The 18,121-nt window shown below is 66.9% G+C and carries 18 protein-coding genes; 14 read left to right on the top strand and 4 right to left on the bottom strand.

Translation table 11 applies throughout. The features are described from left to right. Window position 1 precedes the first annotated feature (1 nt). From DU478_RS10200 to gspL, 3 genes are read right to left on the bottom strand one after another with little or no spacing between them, the layout of a single operon-like run. Complete coding sequence (locus DU478_RS10200; protein WP_114510858.1) at window positions 2-1,501, bottom strand: GspE/PulE family protein; 1,500 nt, start codon at window positions 1,499-1,501, stop codon at window positions 2-4. Then, a complete protein-coding gene (gene gspM, locus DU478_RS10195) occupies window positions 1,498-1,953 on the bottom strand; it encodes a type II secretion system protein GspM (RefSeq protein ID WP_114510857.1) in 456 nt (151 codons plus the stop codon). Before gspM ends, DU478_RS10200 begins: the two co-directional genes overlap by 4 nt. Beyond that, on the bottom strand, window positions 1,950-3,089 hold the full coding sequence (gene gspL / locus DU478_RS10190) for a type II secretion system protein GspL (RefSeq protein WP_158545769.1): 1,140 nt from the start codon (window positions 3,087-3,089) through the stop codon (window positions 1,950-1,952). The genes gspM and gspL overlap by 4 nt, the downstream gene beginning before the upstream one ends. Before the next feature lie 132 nt (window positions 3,090-3,221). Between gspL and gspG the strand changes: the two genes are divergently transcribed. The 6 genes from gspG to DU478_RS10160 all read left to right on the top strand — a co-directional run bounded on the left by gspG (window position 3,222) and on the right by DU478_RS10160 (window position 8,266). Next, entirely contained in the window at window positions 3,222-3,683 is a 462-nt protein-coding gene (gene gspG, locus DU478_RS10185) for a type II secretion system major pseudopilin GspG (RefSeq protein WP_114510855.1), read from the top strand. Further along, complete coding sequence (locus tag DU478_RS10180) at window positions 3,683-4,171, top strand: prepilin-type N-terminal cleavage/methylation domain-containing protein (RefSeq protein ID WP_114510854.1); 489 nt, start codon at window positions 3,683-3,685, stop codon at window positions 4,169-4,171. Before gspG ends, DU478_RS10180 begins: the two co-directional genes overlap by 1 nt. Next, window positions 4,168-4,524: a type II secretion system minor pseudopilin GspI gene (gspI, locus tag DU478_RS22885; protein WP_158545768.1), complete on the top strand. Its 357-nt coding sequence runs from the start codon at window positions 4,168-4,170 to the stop codon at window positions 4,522-4,524. The genes DU478_RS10180 and gspI overlap by 4 nt, the downstream gene beginning before the upstream one ends. Continuing rightward, window positions 4,521-5,411, top strand: a complete 891-nt coding sequence (locus DU478_RS10170; RefSeq protein WP_114510852.1) for a type II secretion system protein N — start codon at window positions 4,521-4,523, stop codon at window positions 5,409-5,411. Before gspI ends, DU478_RS10170 begins: the two co-directional genes overlap by 4 nt. A 10-nt stretch (window positions 5,412-5,421) precedes the next feature. Then, a complete protein-coding gene (gspD, locus tag DU478_RS10165; protein WP_114510851.1) occupies window positions 5,422-7,341 on the top strand; it encodes a type II secretion system secretin GspD in 1,920 nt (639 codons plus the stop codon). 184 nt (window positions 7,342-7,525) lie between these two features. Continuing rightward, on the top strand, window positions 7,526-8,266 hold the full coding sequence (locus DU478_RS10160; protein WP_158545767.1) for a prepilin peptidase: 741 nt from the start codon (window positions 7,526-7,528) through the stop codon (window positions 8,264-8,266). A 12-nt stretch (window positions 8,267-8,278) separates the two neighbouring features. On the opposite strand, the gene DU478_RS10155 is transcribed toward DU478_RS10160, so the two are convergent. After that, entirely contained in the window at window positions 8,279-9,151 is an 873-nt protein-coding gene (locus DU478_RS10155; protein ID WP_114510849.1) for a MurR/RpiR family transcriptional regulator, read from the bottom strand. A gap of 116 nt (window positions 9,152-9,267) precedes the next feature. Between DU478_RS10155 and DU478_RS10150 the strand changes: the two genes are divergently transcribed. From DU478_RS10150 to DU478_RS10115, 8 genes are all read left to right on the top strand, one after another. Beyond that, window positions 9,268-10,029 (top strand): N-formylglutamate amidohydrolase, encoded by a 762-nt coding sequence (locus DU478_RS10150; RefSeq protein WP_114511014.1) that lies wholly within the window; start codon window positions 9,268-9,270, stop codon window positions 10,027-10,029. Next, a complete protein-coding gene (locus DU478_RS10145) occupies window positions 10,023-10,544 on the top strand; it encodes a TRAP transporter small permease subunit (protein ID WP_199488320.1) in 522 nt (173 codons plus the stop codon). Before DU478_RS10150 ends, DU478_RS10145 begins: the two co-directional genes overlap by 7 nt. Beyond that, complete coding sequence (locus DU478_RS10140) at window positions 10,544-11,869, top strand: TRAP transporter large permease (protein WP_114510848.1); 1,326 nt, start codon at window positions 10,544-10,546, stop codon at window positions 11,867-11,869. Before DU478_RS10145 ends, DU478_RS10140 begins: the two co-directional genes overlap by 1 nt. A gap of 60 nt (window positions 11,870-11,929) precedes the next feature. Next, window positions 11,930-12,967, top strand: coding sequence for a TRAP transporter substrate-binding protein (locus DU478_RS10135; protein WP_114510847.1), 1,038 nt, complete (start codon window positions 11,930-11,932; stop codon window positions 12,965-12,967). Window positions 12,968-13,042: 75 nt separating this feature from the next. Beyond that, window positions 13,043-14,407 carry a glutamine synthetase family protein gene (locus tag DU478_RS10130; protein WP_114510846.1) on the top strand — a complete coding sequence of 455 codons (1,365 nt, stop codon included), beginning with the start codon at window positions 13,043-13,045 and terminating at the stop codon, window positions 14,405-14,407. 3 nt (window positions 14,408-14,410) lie between these two features. Beyond that, complete coding sequence (locus tag DU478_RS10125) at window positions 14,411-15,778, top strand: aldehyde dehydrogenase family protein (protein ID WP_114510845.1); 1,368 nt, start codon at window positions 14,411-14,413, stop codon at window positions 15,776-15,778. 4 nt (window positions 15,779-15,782) lie between these two features. Then, a complete protein-coding gene (locus DU478_RS10120; RefSeq protein WP_114510844.1) occupies window positions 15,783-16,928 on the top strand; it encodes an iron-containing alcohol dehydrogenase in 1,146 nt (381 codons plus the stop codon). A 114-nt stretch (window positions 16,929-17,042) separates the two neighbouring features. Beyond that, window positions 17,043-18,104 carry an extracellular solute-binding protein gene (locus tag DU478_RS10115; protein ID WP_114510843.1) on the top strand — a complete coding sequence of 354 codons (1,062 nt, stop codon included), beginning with the start codon at window positions 17,043-17,045 and terminating at the stop codon, window positions 18,102-18,104. Window positions 18,105-18,121: the final 17 nt, after the last annotated feature.

Below are 18,121 nucleotides of genomic sequence, written 5' to 3'. Positions count from 1 at the left end.
CTCAGACTGCTCCGCCACTGTCGAGCGCATCTTCACGGACCACGCGCGCGACCTCTTCGGCGGTGGTCAGCCCGGCGCGCATCTTGGCGATGCCGTCCTGCAGGATGCCCGGCCCGCGCCGCCGCGCCGCCGCCAGCAAATCGGCTTCGGACGCACCGTCGTGGATCATCGCCTCGAGCTCCGCATCGCTTTTGATGATCTCGTAGATCGGCAATCGCCCGCGGTAGCCCTGCTGCCCGCAGGCGTCGCACCCGGCGGCGCGGAAGACCGGGGCGCCATCGGGCAAGGCGCGCGACAGCAGCGCCGATTCGGAGGCCGTCAGCGCATGCTCGGTCCGGCAGTCGGGACAGAGCCGCCGCACCAGCCGCTGCGCGATCAGCCCGCGGATCATCGGCGCCAGCAGGAACCGTTCGACCCCCATGTCGATGAGCCGGGACACGGCGCCGATGGCGGTGTTGGTGTGCAGCGTCGACAGCACGAGGTGCCCGGTCATCGCCGATTCCACCGCGATCCGCGCGGTTTCGCCGTCGCGGATCTCGCCCACCATGATGACGTCCGGATCCTGCCGCAGGATCGCCCGCAGCCCGCGCGCGAAGGTCAGGTCGGTCTTGGCATTGACCTGCATCTGGCCGACGCCGTCCATGGAATATTCGATCGGGTCCTCGACCGTCAGGATGTTGCGCTTGCGGTCGTTGAGGTGATGCAGCGCGGCATAAAGCGAGGTGGTCTTGCCCGACCCCGTGGGCCCGGTCACCAGCACCAGCCCCTCGGGGAAGGAAATGACATGCTCGAAAGCCGAAAGGTCGCGTTCGGACATGCCCAGATGCGCGATGCCAAGCTGGGTCTGGCCGCGGTCGAGCAGGCGCAGCACCACCCGTTCGCCGAATTGCGACGGCAAGGTCGAGATGCGGACGTCCAGTTCGTAGCCGCCCACCCGCAGCGACACCCGCCCGTCCTGCGGAATGCGCTTTTCGGCGATGTCGAGCTTGCCCATGACCTTGAGCCGGCTGGCCAGCAGCGGCGCCAGCGCGCGTTTCGGCTCGATAACGTCGCGCAGGACGCCGTCGACACGGAACCGCACGACGAGGCGCTTTTCCTCGACCTCGATATGCACGTCCGACGCGCCGTCCTTGACCGCCTCGAGCAGCAGCGCATTGATCAGGCGCACCACCGGCGCGTCGTCCTTCTGGTCGAGCAGATCGTCCACCGACGCCGCGGTTTCCGCCAGTGCCGAGAGGTCGGCATCGTCCTCGCCCGCCAGCTGCGCCGCTTGGGACGCGCTGTCGCGGTAGATCGTCGACAACGCCTCTTCGAAGGCGGCGCGTTCGACGCGTTCGAAGCCGATGCCGGTGGCAGCGACGCGCTGCGCCTCGGTCAGGGCCGCGAGCGGCGCGTCGGGCAGGTGCAGGCAGCGCAGCGCGCCGTCGCCGCGGGCCTGCAACAGCACGCCATGCGCCTTGGCGAACCCGTAGTCGAGCCGGGGTTGCGCGGATGCGGTCATGTCGCTTCCTCCAGCGTCATCCGGGCGGACACGCGCCCGGGCGCGGGCAGCCGGTCCAGCGACAGGACGGTGACACGGACGGCCGCCTGCGACTCCAGCGCCGCGATCCAGTCGATCACGGCAGCGAAGTCTGCCTCGGCCAGCGTGACCTGCAACGCTCCGTTTTCGGGCGCGAGGCGGGTGAGGTTCAGCCCCGCCGCATCGGCGCTTTGGGTCACGCGCAGCGGCAAGGGCCGGGTGTCGCGCGGCGCCGAATCTGCCGCGCGGGGCTGCTGCGCCTGGTCGGCCACGGACATCAGGGTGAGGTAGCGCTCCATATCCTGGGCAAGCTGCGCGCGCTCGGCCTGCACCGGCTGCCAGCCAAAGCGCCACAGCGACAGCGCGATCATCAGCGCGCCGCCGCCCAGCACCATCACCCGCTCGCGGCGGGACAGGGAAGAAAAACCGGTCATCCGTCTCCCCCCCCGCGCAGGACCAGTTCGGCCTGTGCGGCGCCCTCGGCCTGGGTGGCGGTGCCGGCGGTCACCGAAAGGCCCGCGCCGCGCAGCGCTTCCTCCATGCGCTGGATGTCCTCGAGCCGCGCGGCCTCGACCTGAAGGGTCAGCGCGCCGCTGCGGTCGGACCAGGACAGGCTGCGCACAGAGACGGGACGCCCCGCCGCCAGCAGCGCGTCCGCTGCGGTTTCGAACACCGGCAGCACGCCGCCTGTGCCGCTGCTGCCGGACCGCGCGAGGCTGGCCATCAGGAGTCGCGGATCGTCGTAGATTGTGGCTTCGGGGATGCGCTCGGCCAGCAGGCGCTGCGCCTCGATGCGCAGACCCTCCGCCAGCGCGCGCTGCGCCCGCAGGTCGGCATAGGCCAGCCCGAGATGCGCCAGCGCCGCCAGCGCTACGACCGCCGCCAGCGCCCGGAGCGGCCGCGCAAGGCCGCGGTCCGGCGCAAAGGCGCCTTGCCTCAGATCGGTGGCGAGGGTCGCCGCATCCGGTATCTCGGCACCCGCTTCGGCGTCGGACCAGCGCATGTCCGACGGCAGCGCGGCGCCGAAACTGGTCACCTCGGGTTCGCCCGCGTGGCGCCAGAGGTGGCTCAGAACCCCGATCTGCGCGGCGAAACCGGTGCCGTCCGACAGCCGCACCAGGGCGCGGTCGCCTTCGCGGCAGACCGCCCAGCGCATCGCGCCGGTCTCGGCCGCGGCGGGCACGGGCAGCGTCAGACATTCGGGCACGAGCTGCTGTCCATCCGCCGCGTCCCGCTCTGCAAGCAGGGCATCGCGGGAGATGACCGCAGCCAGAACCCCCGGACCGCCCGCCCCGTCGCAGAGCGCGAAATGCAGGCCGTCGATGGGCCCCGCCAGCCTGTCCTCGAGCGCGAAGGGCAGCGCCGCAAGGCGCTGACGGCTGCCGCGGATCGGCAGATCGAGGCGGAAGAGGCTGACCGCTTCGGCGGGCACGATGCGGATCCGGTCCGCCGCGGCTGGCCCCAGCGACGCCACCAGCCGATCCCGCGCCAGCGCCTGCGGCACGGGTCGAACCGGCGCGGGCGCGGCATCGACAACGGGATCAGAGGCCGCGAAAGCAGCCTGCGGCATCCTCATAACCCCCGATTTTTCCATCATTTTTCCCTTTGCAAAGGGCAATTCTGTGATATCGTCGACTGTGTGACATTGGTCGAAACTGCGGAGGTCTTGCTGGCAATCACGCAAGCCCGAGGATTAAGTTTCATGGCCCCGAAAAAACAGTCTGCCACGCCCCGCGATGCCGGGGTCACGCTGATCGAGATGATGGTCGTGCTGGTGATCATCGCCGTCATCGCCGCCATGGTCGTTCCCAACGTGATCGGCCGACCGGACGAGGCGCGGGTCACCGTCGCCGAGACCGACCTGCGGTCCATCGCCAGCGCGCTGGAACTCTACCGGCTCGACAATCGCACGTACCCCACGACCTCGCAAGGCTTGCAGGCCCTGGTCAGCCCGCCGTCGACCCCGCCGGTGCCCGAGAACTGGTCGCCCGACGGCTATCTCGAGGTCACGCCCGAAGACCCCTGGGGCAACGCGTATGTCTACCGGTCGCCGGGTCAGACCGGCGATTACGACCTGGTGAGCCTCGGCGCCGATGGCCGACCGGGCGGCGACAGCGTCAATGCCGATATTCCGCTGAACGCCCAGCGCGCCGCGTCGAACTGATGGCGCGGGCGGCCCATCCGCCGCGACCCGGCGACGCCGGGGTCACGCTGATCGAACTGCTGGTGGTGTTGGTGGTGGTCGGCGTGCTGGCCGGTGCCGCGGCCCTGACGGTCGGTCAGCCGGGCCAACGCCGCGACGCCGCACAGGAGGCAGCGCTTCTGGCCGCGCGGCTGGACATCGCGGCGGAACGCGCCGTGATCGACGGGCGCACGGCCCGGATGGACTGGCGCGAGGATGGCTATGCCTTTGCGCAATGGGACGGGTCCGACTGGCGCCCGCACGCGGTACAAGCCCTCGCCGACCATCACGTCCTGGCCAACGGCGTCATCCTGCGGCGCGATCCCGGCGCGCGGGCGGGTGCGTTCCGCATCACATCGGCGCTGGACGGTGGGGGCGAGGATGCGGCCGTCTTCGAACTCGCGACCGAGGGAGGCACTCTCGAGGTTCGCTTCGACGGATTCTCCGCCAGCGCGGAGACGCTGCCATGACCGCACGCACCGACTCCGGCTTTACCCTTATCGAAACACTGGTCGCCATGGCGATCCTCGCGGTGGGTAGCGTGACGCTCCTGACCGCGGTCGAGCGGCACGCCGCCCAGACGACCGCGCTCGAAGACCGGATCGCCGCGCGCTGGGTCGCCGAGAACGCCCTAAGCGCGCTCTCGCTGGGCCTGCCGCTCGATCCGGCCTGGCAACGGATGCTGGGCGCGGACTGGGACGTCGACGTGGCGCGCCGCCCCCTGCCCGACACCGGGCTCGACGAGGTCCGGGTCGCCGTCGCACGTGCCGGGGACGCGGGCGGGCTGGTGACGCTGACCGGCTACCTGGAGGGGACCCGATGAAAGCGCTCTATCTCTGGGCTGTGGTGCTCGTGGCTGTGGTCCTGGCGGCCTTTTCGCTGGCCGGTCCGGCCACGCAGCTGGGCTGGCACCTCGCGGGCCGCGTGACCGCGACGGCAGAGCCGCTGCGCGCCCCTGCCGGCGGCGACGCAGGTGCGGGCGCGACCGGCAGCGTGAACGCGATCCAGGCGCTGGCACCGTTCGGCAGCAGCGCCCCGGCCCCGGCGTCGCCGGACAGCGGCGACGTCAGCGACATCGCCGGGCTCGGCCTCACCCTGCGCGGCGTCCTCGTTGACAGCGACGCATCGCGGTCGCGTGCCTTCATCGCGCGGAACGGACGCACCTCGGCCTACCTGCTGGGCGACGATGTGGCCGAGGGCGTCCTGCTGACCGAGATCGCCGGGCAATACGTCATCCTGTCCCGCGGCGGCGCGCAACTGCGCCTGAGCTTTACCGACGCGGTGGCAGAGCCGGGGACCGAAGAGGTGGCCGCGCAGGACGCGGAAACCCTCGACCCGATGGCACGTCTGCGCGACTCGCTGGTCAAGGGACGCGGGTCGCTCGACTTGCGCGAGGCCCCGCCGCCCGAGGATATCGACGGCTATATCGACCTGTGGCGGGAACGCATCATCCGCAATCCCGATGCGGTGCTGGAAACGATTGGTTTGGAGCCCTCGGAGAACGGCTATACGATCACTGAAAATCCGAACATCGGGGTCACCTTGGCCGGTCTGCGAAGCGGCGATGTGGTCACCCGGGTCAATGGGCAGCAAGTCGGCGATCCGCAGCGCGACAGAATTCTGTATGACGAGGTGGCCGCATCCGGTTTCGCCCGTCTCGAAATAGTCCGGGAGGGGCGCACGATGATGATGTCCTTCCCGTTGCGGTAAAGGGGCCCGAATGCGCGGCGGCATCACGGCGACATTGCGGACGATCTGCCTGCTGGTCCTGACCTGGCTGGCCCTGCCCGCGTCGGCGCAGGCGCCGGGAGATGGGCCCTTCGTCATCAACCTGCGCAACACCGAGATCTCTGTCCTGGCCGAACAGGTGTCCGAAATCACCGGCCGCACGCTGGTTCTGGACCCGGCGCTGACCGGTGAGGTTACGGTGGTCTCGGCCCAGCCGTTGACGCAGGACGGGGTCTGGTCGCTCTTTCAGTCGATCCTGCGGGTCCGCGGCTTCGTCGCCGTTGAAAGCGGCGTCGTCTGGGAAGTGGTGACCGAAGCGCAAGCGCGGTCCAAGGGCGTCGCGCCGCGCGCCGGCACCCCCGGCAGTCAGGACGTGGTGACCCAGCTCCTGCCGCTCGACCGCCTGCCCGCCGAAGAGGCGGTGCGCGTGCTGCGCCCGCTGGTGGACGAGGCCGGATATATCGAGGCGCTGCCCGATCCCAACGCCATCATCATCACCGACACCGCGGCCAACGTCGCCCGCATCGCCGAGATCGCGCGCACCTTCGACGGGCCCACCGACCTGCGCACCGAAGTGGTGCGCTTTTCCTATGCCGAGGCGACGGCAGTCATTGCCGCCATCCGCGAGGTGCTGGGCAATTCCGGCACCGGCGCACGACTGTCGGTCGATCCCGGATCGAACACGCTTCTGGTGCGCGGCACCGAACGCGACATCAACCAGATCCGCGACCTGGCCCGCGATATGGACGTGCCGCCGCGCAACAACCCGCGCGAAGAGCTTCGGACCTATATCTACGGGCTGAAATACGGCGATGCCGAAGTCGTGGCGGAGATCGTCAGCAACACGCTGCAGGGCGGCGTCGACCTGACAAACCCGGTGGCCGAAGCAGTGGAGGAAGGCGCACCAGTGCCAACCGGCCCGGCGCCCGAAGTTTCCGTGCAGGCCTCGACCGCGACCAATTCCATCGTCATCCGCGGCACGTCCCGGCAGATCGAGGAAGTCTCGCAGCTGGTGGCCGCTCTGGACCAGCGCCGCGCGCAGGTGATGATCGAGGCGGCCATCGTCGAGGTGTCGGGCGAAATGGCCGCGCGGCTGGGCGTGCAGCTGGGTCTGGGAGACAACCTGCCCAACCGCGGCATCGCCGCCACGTCCTTCGGCAACGGCGGCGCGTCGCTGGGCAACGTGCTGGCAGCGCTCGGCGTGTCGCAGGCCAGCGGGCTCGCCACCGGCCTGACCGTGGGTGGCGCACAGGACAATTTCGGCATGCTCGTCCAGGCACTGTCGCAATCGACCTCGGCCAACCTGCTGTCGACCCCGTCGATCACCACCATGGACAACAAGTCGGCGACCATCGTGGTCGGCCAGAACGTGCCGTTCCGCACCGGCAGCTTTGCCACCGACGGCAACACGCTGACGCCCTTCACCACGATCGAGCGGCGCGATGTCGGAATCACCATGCAGGTGCTGCCGCGCGTGACCTCGAACGGCATCGTCCGGCTCGAGATCGCGCAGGAAGTGTCGTCGCTGGTCAATGCCAACGTGGCGGGTGCGGCGGATCTTATCACCAACCGCCGGGTCATCGAGACCACCGTGCAGGCGCAGGACGGCGGCACCGTGGTGCTGGGCGGACTGATCACCGACGACCAGCTGGAATCGGATTCCAAGGTGCCGGGCCTCGGCGACGTGCCGGTGCTGGGCGAGCTCTTCAAGTCGCGCAGCCGCGACCTGACGCGGCGGACGCTCTTTGTCTTCATGCGCCCGACGATCATCGACAGCGACCACAAGGCGCAGGCCGTGGCGCAACGCAAGTACCAGAAGCTGCGGCACGCCGATGCCGCCGAACCGCCGCGCAGCCTGCTCAAGGAACGCAAGGTCGAAAAGCTGCCGCTCGAAATCAACGGGCTGTATTGACCGGCGGCGCGATGCGACGGGCTATTCGTCTTTGCGGCTGCAGCCGGACGGATCGTTTTTCGGTGACCCGATTCCACCCGCACCGGCTCGGTCCCCCGCCGCCATGTCCTCGGCGCCGCGCCGAAGGTCGAAACGTCTTGGCAAAGTTGGACATCCGCCGCCCCGGCGCCCGACAGGTCGCGGGATGACAGACACCGCGCTGTTTTCGCTGTTGCTTATCCTCGTCGCACCGGTGGCCGGGTCATTCCTCGGTGTCGTGATCGACCGTCTGCCGCGCGGCATCAGCGTCGTCGCCCCACGCTCCGCCTGCCGGTCCTGCGGCACCATTCTGGGCGCGCGCGATCTCGTCCCGGTGCTGTCCTACCTCAGGCGCCGGGGCCGCTGCCGCACTTGCGGCGCGGCGATCCCGCCAGCTCTTCTTTACACCGAGATCGCCGCCACCGCGTCGGCGGTACTGGCGGTGATCGTTGGCGATACGCCCCTGCAAATGGCCCTGATCGCGCTCGTTCTCTGGCTGCTCTGGACGCTTGCCCTCATAGACCTGTTTCACTTCCGCCTGCCCGATCCCCTGACCGCGCCGCTGTTCCTGGCAGCCCTCGCCTACGCCTGGCTTTACGGCGATCCCGCACTGGCGCTCTCCGGAGCGGCCATCGGCGCGGGCAGCTTTCTTCTCTTGCGGCTGGTCTATTCCGCGCTGCGCCATCGCGAAGGGCTGGGGCTGGGGGATGTGAAGCTCATGGCGGGGCTCGGCGCGCTGGTGCCGCCCACCGATCTGCCGCTGCTGGTGCTGGTGGCGGCGCTGTCGGCGTTGGTCGCCGCGGCCCTTACACGCGGCGGCTGGACCGCGGACCGGCCGATACCGTTCGGCGTGGCGCTCTGCGCGGCAGGTGCGCTAGTGTGGCTGGCGCGGGTCGTCCTGCCCTGACCACGCGCCCGGTCAGGTGAACTTGCGAAACAGCTTGGTCTTGTCGAAGAGCTCCTCGAGCTCTTCCATCCGGTCGCGGGTGCTGTCCCATGTCAGGGTCTGGATCGCCGAGATCATGCTTTCCACCAGCAGCATCGTCGTCGTCGCAGAATCCCAGGCTGAAGGCACGATGATCTGGCTGGTCAGGCAGATGTCCGCCATGCGGTGCACCGGAGAGCGCCACTGATCCGTGAACAGCACGATCTTCGCGCCCCGTTCGCGGGCAAGCTCGGCCAGTTTCAGCGTATTGTTCTCGTAGCGCCGCACGTCGAAGACCACGAATACGTCGCCTTCGCCTGCGTTCAGCAGGTAATGCGGCCAGGTGTTCGAGGTCGACTGCACATGGGTCAGGTTCGGCCGGATCACCTGCATGTGCAGGAACAGGTATTCGGCCAGCGTATGCGTGACCCGTCCGCCCACGATATAAAGGTGCCGAGACCGGTCCGCGACCAGCGCGCAGGCGTCGTCGAAGGCCACCGGGTCGATATGCGCCATGGTGGTGCGGATGTTGTCGATCACCGCTTCGGTAAAGCGATTCAGGATATGTTCGGACGGCGCCGCCCCGGCCCAGGTCTCGTGCTTGGCGATGGGGCCCTTGGCGATGGCGCTCAGCTCTTCGCGCAGGTCGGCCTGGAAATCCGGGTAACCCTTGTAGCCCAGCTTCTGCACCATGCGCGCGACCGTAGGCACCGAGACATTGGCGCTCTTGGCCAGCGACGCCAGCGGTCCAAGCCCGGAGGCCGGGTAGTTTTCCAGCACCGACAGCGCCAGCTGCCGCTCGGCACGGGTGAGATCGTCCATCCGTTTCTGGATGCGCTCGGCGATCGTCTGGCTGCTGGTTCCCATCGGCGGCCCCACCTTTTGAGCAATTTATAACAGAACCGGACGCCCTGTGATATTCTTTTCACAATTGTGTTGACAGAAGGCCGCGCTGGCAAGACGCTTTGTGCATGGGGGTCATGATGAATCACCTTGAGACAGACGAAGAGACTGCCGTTGCCCTGCGCAACGCCGATGCCGTGTCGCCGCTGGTCTTCGTCTGCGAACATGCCAGCGCCCATATTCCGGAGCGATTCGGAACGCTGGGCCTGTCGGTCGAGGCACGCAAGAGCCACGCCGCCTGGGACCCCGGCGCCCTGGCGCTGGCCGAGCGGCTGGCCGACCGGTTCGGCGCGGTGCTGGTGGCGGCCTCGGTGTCGCGATTGGTGATCGACTGCAACCGCCCGCCCGAGGCGCCGGATGCCATGCCGGCGCGGAGCGAGATCTTCGACATTCCCGGCAACGCAAAGCTGGACAAGGCCGAGAGAGAGATCCGGTCGCAAAGCTATTACACGCCGTTCCACGCGGCGGTGGCCAAGGCCATCTCGGACCGCAGCGATCCGATCCTCGTCACTGTGCACAGCTTCACGCCGGTCTATCATGGCGCGGCTCGGACGGTGGAAATCGGCGTGCTGCACGACCGCGATGCGCGCCTGGCCGATGCGATGCTGGACGCCGCGGACCGCGCCGGCGCGCAAAACGTCCGCCGCAACGACCCCTACGGCCCCGAAGACGGCGTGACCCACACGCTGAAGAAGCACGCCCTGCCCGGCAAGCACCTGAACGTCATGCTCGAAGTACGCAACGACCTCATTGCAGACGCCGCCGCGCAGGACGACATGGCCAAGCGCCTGGGCGACTGGCTGGAAAGCGCGCTCTCCACCACGGGGGCCGCCGCATGCTGAGCCTCGTGAAACGCTACATCGCCTTTGTCGACGGCATGAATTACCGCATCGGGCGGGTCGTCATGTACGGGATCTTCGTGATGATGGCGATCCTGCTCTGGTCGTCGATCTCCAAGACCTTCTTCAACCCGGCGCTCTGGACGCTGGAGATGGCGCAGTTCGCCATGGTCGCCTATTACGTTCTTGGCGGGCCCTATTCGATCCAGATGGGGTCGAACGTGCGGATGGACCTGCTTTACGGAGAGTGGTCGGACCACCGCAAGGCGCAGGTCGACGCGATGACGGTGATCTTCCTCATCGTCTACCTGGTCTTCCTGCTCTGGGGTGGCTGGGAAAGCTTCATGTATTCCATCAGCTACGGCGGCGAGCGCAGCAATTCGGTCTGGCGCCCGTACCTCTGGCCGATCAAGGCGATCATGCTGGTGGGCATCTTCCTGATGCTGCTGCAGGCGATTTCCGAGTTCTTCAAGGACGTCCTGCGCATCCGCGGCCACGACATGGGAGCAAAGACCTGATGTCCTACGAGGTCATTGCCATCCTCATGTTCTCGTCGATGATGCTGATGCTGCTGACCGGCCAACGCGTCTTCGGCGCCATCGGCTTTGTCGCGGTGATCGCGGCCTTCTTCCTTTGGGGCGACCGCGGTGGGTTCGACCTTGGCTTTGCCGCGGCGATCAAGCTGATGAAATGGTATCCGCTGCTCACGCTGCCGATGTTCATCTTCATGGGCTACGTCCTGTCGGAATCGCGCATCGCCGACGATCTTTACAAGATGTTCCACGTCTGGATGGGCGGCCTGCCCGGCGGCCTCGCTATCGGCACCATCGGGCTGATGGTCCTGATCTCGGCCATGAACGGCCTGTCGGTCGCGGGCATGGCCATCGGCGCCACCATCGCGCTGCCGGAACTGCTGAAACGCGGCTACGACAAGCGCATGGTCACCGGCGTGATCCAGGCGGGATCGTCCCTGGGCATCCTCGTGCCGCCCTCGGTGGTGCTGGTGCTTTACGCGATGATCGCGCGGCAGCCGGTGGGGCAGCTGTGGCTGGCGGGTGTGCTGCCGGGGCTGATGATGGCGGCGATGTTCGTGATCTACATCGTCATCCGCTGCCGCATCACCCCGTCGCTGGGCCCGGTCCTGCCGGCCGAAGAACGCGCTATGCCGATGGGCGAGAAGATTCGGCTGCTGGGCGCGGGGCTGCTGCCGCTCTTCATCTTCTTCACCATGATGGTCCCCTTCGTGAACGGCTGGACCAGCCTCGTGGAAAGCTCGGCCATCGGCGCCATCGCCGCCTTCCTGGCCGCCGTGGTCAAGGGCCGCATGACCCGCGAGGTGTTCGAGACCTCGGTGCGCAAGACGCTGGGCATCACCTGCATGTTCATGTGGATCATCCTTGCCGCGCTCGCCTTCGGCGCGGTCTTCGACGGGCTGGGCGCGGTCAAGGCGATCGAGAGCCTGTTCACCGAAAAGCTGGGCCTCAGCCCCTGGATGATCCTGATCCTGATGCAGCTGAGCTTCATCCTGATGGGCACGTTCCTTGATGACACGGCGATGCTGGTCATCGTGGCCCCGCTCTACGTGCCGCTGGTGGGCGCGCTGGGGTTCGACCTGATATGGTACGGCGTGCTTTACACGATCACCACGCAGATCGCCTACATGACCCCGCCGTTCGGCTACAACCTGTTCCTGATGCGCGCCATGGCCCCGCCCGAGATCACTTTGCGGGACATTTATTCGTCCATCCTGCCCTTCGTCGGCGTGATGGTCGTGGCGCTGGCCATCATCATGGCCTTCCCCGAAATCGCGCTTTGGCTGCCGGGGTATGTCTATGGAAATTAACCAAGAAGAAGATCCCGCACACGGGGCATTTTCAAACGCATCCACAGAGAGGAAAAACCAATGACGACAAGACGCACGTTTCTTTCATCCGCTGGCCTTGGCGCCGCGGCCACGCTGGCAAGCCCCGCCATCGTCAAGGCGCAGGACGCGATCACCTGGCGGTTCCAGACCTACGCGGGCGGCGCGCTCGGTGAGCATGTGACCAAGCCGGTCATCGACTACATCAACGCCAATGCCAACGGCGAGCTGCAGGTCGAACTGTTCTATGCCGACCAGATCGTGCCCACCGGAGAGCTGTTCCAGGCGCTTCAGCGCGGCACCATCGACGGCGTGCATTCGGACGACGATTCCATGGCCTCGCCCACCCCGCTGCGCCAGTTCGGCGGGTATTTCCCCTTCGCCACCAAGCACATCCTCGACGTGCCGGTGCTCTTCAACCAGTACGGTCTCGCCGAGATCTGGGCAGAGGAATACGCCAAGGTCGGCGTCAAATGGCTGTCGGCGGCGGGCCAGGACCCGTGCAACTTCAACACCAAGAAGGAAATCACCTCGGTCGCGGACCTCGACGGGCTGAAGCTCTACACCTTCCCGACCGCGGGCCGCTTCCTGTCCAAGTTCGGCGTGGTCCCGGTGAACATCCCCTACGAGGATGCCGAGGTCGCGGTGCAGACCGGCGAGCTTGACGGCATGGCCTGGTCGGGCATCACCGAGGATTACACCGTCGGCTGGGCCGACGTGACCGACTATTTCCTGACCAACAACATCTCGGGCGCCTGGATCGGGTCGTGGTTCGTGAACCAGGAACGCTGGGAAGAGCTGCCCGATCACCTCAAGTCGGTGGTCATGGCGGCGACCGAAGCCGGCCACACCTACCGCAACCAGTGGTACTGGGGCGGCGAGGCCGCGCTGCGCGCCAACGGCGACAAGCTGGCGCTGCGGTCGGTCCCGGCCGCCGAATGGGCCGAGGTCGAGAACGCCGCCAAGGAGTTCTGGGAAGAGGTCGCGCAAGAAGGCGAGATCCAGCAGCGGATCGTCAACATCTTCAAGGAGTACAACGCCGTCATCAACCAAGCCGGCGCACCCTACAACTTCGAATAAGGCCCGTTTCCCGGACCTTGACCAGGGCGCCCCCGTTCCGGCGGGGGCGCTTCCCCACCAGAAAGGACTTGCCCCATGCCCGCCAACCTCAGTTTCGACGCGCTCAAGAAGGCCGTGGCCGCAGGCGAAATCGACACGGTCCTTGTCTGCATGGTCGACATGCAGGGCCGCCTGATGGGCAAACGCTTTCATGCGGTGAATTTCGTGGAGTCTTCCTTCGAGGAAACCCATTGCTGCAACTACCTTCTGGCCACCGACCTCGAGATGGCGACGCCGCCGGGCTACAAGGCGACCAGCTGGGAACGCGGCTATGGCGACTATGTCATGGCGCCCGACCTCTCGACCCTGCGCCGCGTGCCCTGGCTCGAGGGCACGGCGATGGTGCTTTGCGACATGCTGGACCACCACACGCACGAACCGGTGCCGCATTCGCCGCGCGCGATCCTCAAGGCCCAGATCGCCCGGCTGGAGGCGCTGGGATACGACGCGATGATGGCGACGGAGCTGGAGTTTTTCCTCTTCGAGAAAAGCTTTGACGAGATCCGCCGCGGCGGATTCCGCGACCTGACCCCGATCAGCGGCTACAACGAGGATTACCACATCCTCCAGACCACCAAGGAAGAGGCGGTGATGCGCCCGATCCGCAACCACCTTTTCGCCGCCGGTATCCCCATCGAAAACTCCAAGGGTGAGGCCGAGGCCGGGCAGGAAGAGCTCAACATCCGCTATGCCAGCGCGCTGGACTGCGCCGATCACCACACCATCGCCAAGAACGCCGTCAAGGAAATCGCCTGGCAGAACGGCCACGCCGCGAGCTTTCTGCCGAAGTGGAGCGCCGACCGGATCGGCAGTTCCAGCCACGTGCACCAGTCGCTCTGGAAGGACGGCAAGCCCGCGTTCTACGAGGCCGACGCCGATCTCGGCATGTCCGAGCTGATGAAGCACTACATGGCCGGGCTGATCGCCTATGCCCCCGATTACACCTATTTCCTGGCGCCCTACGTCAACAGCTACAAGCGCTTTGCCAAGGGCACCTTCGCGCCGACGAAAACCGTCTGGTCCGTGGACAACCGCACCGCGGGGTTCCGGCTGTGCGGCGAAGGCACCAAGGGCGTGCGCGTCGAATGCCGGATCGGCGGATCGGACCTCAACCCCTACCTCGCGCAGGCGGTGATGCTGGCCGCCGGGATCAAGGGGATCGAGGACAAGATGGCGCTGGCGTCCGCCACCAGCGGCGATATCTATGACGCTGCAGAGGCGAACGAAGTGCCGCGCACCCTGCGCGCCGCCACCGAGACCCTGCGCAATTCGACGTTCCTGCGCGAGGCGCTCGGCGACTTGGTGGTCGACCACTACACCCGCGCCGCCGAGTGGGAGCAGGAAGAGTTTGACCGCGCGGTGACCGACTGGGAAATCGCGCGCGGATTTGAAAGGGCCTGAACCATGATCCGCTGTATCTCCCCCATCGACGGGTCGGTCTTTGCCGAACGTCCCACCCTCTCCATGACCGAGGCGCAGGATGCCGTCGCGCGTGCCCGCGCCGCGCAGGCCGACTGGGCCGCGCGCCCGCTGGACGAACGCGTGGCGCTGGTCCGCGCCGGCGTCGCCAAGGTTGGCGAGATGAACGACGAGATCGTTCCCGAGCTTGCGCACCAGATGGGACGTCCGGTCCGTTACGGCGGCGAATTCGGCGGTTTCAACGAACGCGCCAGCTACATGGCCGACATCGCGGCCGAGGCGCTGGCCGAGATCGTGATCGAGGACAGCGACAGGTTCCGCCGGGTCATCAAGCGCGTGCCGCACGGGGTCGTGCTGGTGGTGGCGCCCTGGAACTACCCCTACATGACCGCGATCAACACCGTCGCGCCCGCGCTCATCGCGGGCAACGCGGTGATGCTCAAACATGCAAGCCAGACGCCGCTGGTGGGCGAACGCATGGCCGCCGCCTTTCACGCGGCGGGTGTGCCCGAGGACGTATTCCGGAACGTGTTCCTCGACCATGACACCACCTCGGACCTGATCGCCGCGCGGTCCTTCGGTTTCGTGAACTTCACCGGCTCCGTCCCCGGCGGCGAGGCGATGGAGCGCGCGGCGGCCGGCACCTTTACCGGCGTCGGGCTGGAGTTGGGCGGCAAGGATCCGGGCTATGTCTGCGACGACGCGGACCTCGATGCCGCCGCCGACACGCTGATCGACGGGGCGATGTTCAACTCGGGCCAGTGCTGCTGCGGGATCGAACGCATCTACGTGGCCGAAAAGCATTTCGACGCCTTCCTGGAAAAGGCGATCGGGATCGTCAGCGGCTACAAGCTCGGCAACCCGCTCGACCCCGACACCACCATCGGGCCGATGGCGCACGCCCGCTTTGCCGCCACGGTGCGAGAACAGATCGCCGAGGCCATCGAACAGGGTGCCACCGCGCATATCCCGACCTTCGACGCTGACGACGGCGGCGCCTACCTTTCGCCGCAGATCCTGACGAACGTCACCCACGACATGCGGGTGATGCGCGAGGAAAGCTTTGGCCCGGTGGTCGGCATCATGCCGGTGAAGGACGACGACGAGGCCATCGCGCTGATGAACGACAGCGATTTCGGCCTGACCGCCGCGGTCTGGACCCGCGATGCCGCGCGCGCCGAGGCCATCGCCGACCGGATCGAGACCGGCACCGTGTTCATGAACCGCGCCGATTACCTCGACCCCGGCCTGTGCTGGACCGGCTGCAAGGACACCGGGCGCGGCGGCGGGCTGTCGATCATCGGCTATCACAACCTCACACGCCCGAAATCCTACCATCTGAAAAAGGCCTGACCCCATGTCCCTGACCGCGAACTGGTCCTATCCCACCGCCGTCCGCTTTGGCGCGGGACGCATCTCCGAAATTGCCGATGCCTGCGCCGCCGCCGGGATCACCAAGCCCCTGCTCGTCACCGACCGCGGCCTTGCGAACATGGAGATCACCACCCGCACGCTCGACCTGCTGGAGGCCGCGGGCCTTGGCCGCGCGATGTTCTCGGACGTCGATCCCAATCCCAACGAGAAGAACGCCGAAGCGGGCGTGCGCGCCTTCAAGGACGGCGGGCATGACGGCGTCGTGGCCTTCGGCGGCGGCTCGGGCCTCGACCTGGGCAAGCTGGTGGCCTTTCTCGCCGGCCAGACGCGCCCCTTGTGGGATTTCGAGGATATCGGCGACTGGTGGACCCGCGCCGATGCCGATGCCATTGCCCCCATCGTGGCGGTACCGACGACCGCCGGCACCGGCTCCGAAGTGGGCCGCGCCAGCGTCATCACGAATTCCGAGACCGAAGAGAAGAAGATCATCTTCCACCCGAAATTCCTGCCCTCGGTGGTGATCTGCGACCCCGAAATGACTGTGGGCATGCCCGGCTTCATCACCGCGGGCACCGGACTGGATGCCTTTGCTCATTGCGTGGAGGCCTACTCCTCACCGCATTACCACCCCATGTCGCAGGGCATGGCGCTGGAAGGCATGCGGCTGGTCAAGGACTACCTGCCCCGCGCCTACGCCGACGGATCGGACATCGAGGCGCGCGCGCAGATGATGGCGGCGGCGGCGATGGGAGCCACGGCGTTCCAGAAGGGGCTGGGCGCGATCCATGCGCTGTCGCATCCCATCGGTGCCATATACCACACCCACCACGGCACCACGAACGCGGTCTGCATGCCCGCGGTCTTGCAGTTCAACCGACCAGCCATCGCCGAACGCTTCGACATGGCGGCGGCCTACTTGGGCATCTCCGGCGGGTTCGACGGCTTCTGCGCCTTCGTGGACGACTTCAACGCCAGCCTGGGCATTCCGAAGACGCTCACGGCGATGGGGGTCAAGAACATCGACATCGACCGCGTCGTGAAAGGGGCGCTGTCCGATCCCAGCACCGGCGGCAACCCGGTCGAGATGACCGAAGAGAACACGCGCGATCTGCTTATGCGGATCGTGTGATGGCCCTGTAAACCTGTGAGAATTATTGAAAAATATCAGTGTGTTTGACGTAATACTGTCATGGACCGCGGGCGAGGATGCGCCCGCCAATCAAACCAAAGAGGGAGAAATCACATGAAAACCAAACTCTTGTCGTCGGTCGTGATGATCGCCGCACTTGGCGCGCAAAGCGCACAGGCCGAAACGCTGCACCTGCTGACCTGGGGCGGCTACGCGCCCGAAGAGGTCATCGCGATGTTCGAGGAAGAAACCGGCCACACGGTCGAGGTCACGACGTCGAACAACGAGGAAATGATCGCCAAGCTGCGCGCCACCAACGGCGGCGGCTTCGATCTGGCGCAGCCGAGCCAGGACCGGATCACCAGCGCGCAGGAAGAATTCGGCATCTACAAGCCCATCGACATGTCGATGGTCAACGCCGACCTCTTCATCCCGTCGATGCTCGAAGCCACCGCGGGCAACACCACTTACGAGGGCGAGGTCTACGGCCTGCCGCATATCTGGGGCACCAGCGGGCTCGTGATCAACACCGCCGAAGCCGAGGGCGTGACCGACTACACCGACCTTTGCAACGAAGAGGTGGCGGGCAAGGTGTCCTACCGGCTCAAGCGTCCGACCCTGATCGGCTTTGCCTATGCTATGGGACTCGACCCCTTCGCGGCTTACGGCGACGAAGCGGCCTACCAGGAGATCCTCGACCAGGTCGAAGCGAAGCTGACCGAGTGCAAGCCCAACGTCAAAACCTACTGGGACGGCGGCGACGAGATCCAGAACCTGCTGCGCTCGGGCGAGGTCGTGGCCTCGATGGCCTGGGACACCGGCGGCTGGCAGCTCAATGCCGACAACCCCGACATCACCTTCGTCGCGCCCGACTCCGGCGCGCTGGGGTGGATCGACACCTTCGTGCTGCCCGCCCGTGGCCGCGCGGACGCGGCGGCCTATGACTGGATCAACTTCGTCATGCGCCCCGACATCGCCGCGATGATCACCAACAGCGCCGGCAACTTCACCGCCTCCGTCGGCGGCGACGAGGGCGTGAGCGCCGATCTCAAGGCCCGCTACCAGGCGAGCTTCGACCAGGCGGCGATCGACAACATCAAGTGGTATCCGCCGGTGCCCGCCGGTCTCGAGGCGCTCGAGGGCGCCACGCTCGACCGCGTGAACGCCGCGAACTGATCCGCTTTGACACGCAT

It is taken from the genome of Thalassococcus profundi (assembly GCF_003344785.1).
Taxonomy (GTDB): domain Bacteria; phylum Pseudomonadota; class Alphaproteobacteria; order Rhodobacterales; family Rhodobacteraceae; genus Puniceibacterium; species Puniceibacterium profundi.
Note: the sequence above shows the minus strand (reverse complement) of the source record. Positions and strands in the feature narration are given on the sequence as shown.

Coding starts and splice junctions, on each gene's coding strand:
- DU478_RS10200 (WP_114510858.1), bottom strand. CDS start 1,501: ATGACCGCATCCGCGCAACCCCGGCTCGACTACGGGTTCGCCAAGGCG.
- gspM (WP_114510857.1), bottom strand. CDS start 1,953: ATGACCGGTTTTTCTTCCCTGTCCCGCCGCGAGCGGGTGATGGTGCTG.
- gspL (WP_158545769.1), bottom strand. CDS start 3,089: ATGCCGCAGGCTGCTTTCGCGGCCTCTGATCCCGTTGTCGATGCCGCG.
- gspG (WP_114510855.1), top strand. CDS start 3,222: ATGGCCCCGAAAAAACAGTCTGCCACGCCCCGCGATGCCGGGGTCACG.
- DU478_RS10180 (WP_114510854.1), top strand. CDS start 3,683: ATGGCGCGGGCGGCCCATCCGCCGCGACCCGGCGACGCCGGGGTCACG.
- gspI (WP_158545768.1), top strand. CDS start 4,168: ATGACCGCACGCACCGACTCCGGCTTTACCCTTATCGAAACACTGGTC.
- DU478_RS10170 (WP_114510852.1), top strand. CDS start 4,521: ATGAAAGCGCTCTATCTCTGGGCTGTGGTGCTCGTGGCTGTGGTCCTG.
- gspD (WP_114510851.1), top strand. CDS start 5,422: ATGCGCGGCGGCATCACGGCGACATTGCGGACGATCTGCCTGCTGGTC.
- DU478_RS10160 (WP_158545767.1), top strand. CDS start 7,526: ATGACAGACACCGCGCTGTTTTCGCTGTTGCTTATCCTCGTCGCACCG.
- DU478_RS10155 (WP_114510849.1), bottom strand. CDS start 9,151: ATGGGAACCAGCAGCCAGACGATCGCCGAGCGCATCCAGAAACGGATG.
- DU478_RS10150 (WP_114511014.1), top strand. CDS start 9,268: ATGAATCACCTTGAGACAGACGAAGAGACTGCCGTTGCCCTGCGCAAC.
- DU478_RS10145 (WP_199488320.1), top strand. CDS start 10,023: ATGCTGAGCCTCGTGAAACGCTACATCGCCTTTGTCGACGGCATGAAT.
- DU478_RS10140 (WP_114510848.1), top strand. CDS start 10,544: ATGTCCTACGAGGTCATTGCCATCCTCATGTTCTCGTCGATGATGCTG.
- DU478_RS10135 (WP_114510847.1), top strand. CDS start 11,930: ATGACGACAAGACGCACGTTTCTTTCATCCGCTGGCCTTGGCGCCGCG.
- DU478_RS10130 (WP_114510846.1), top strand. CDS start 13,043: ATGCCCGCCAACCTCAGTTTCGACGCGCTCAAGAAGGCCGTGGCCGCA.
- DU478_RS10125 (WP_114510845.1), top strand. CDS start 14,411: ATGATCCGCTGTATCTCCCCCATCGACGGGTCGGTCTTTGCCGAACGT.
- DU478_RS10120 (WP_114510844.1), top strand. CDS start 15,783: ATGTCCCTGACCGCGAACTGGTCCTATCCCACCGCCGTCCGCTTTGGC.
- DU478_RS10115 (WP_114510843.1), top strand. CDS start 17,043: ATGAAAACCAAACTCTTGTCGTCGGTCGTGATGATCGCCGCACTTGGC.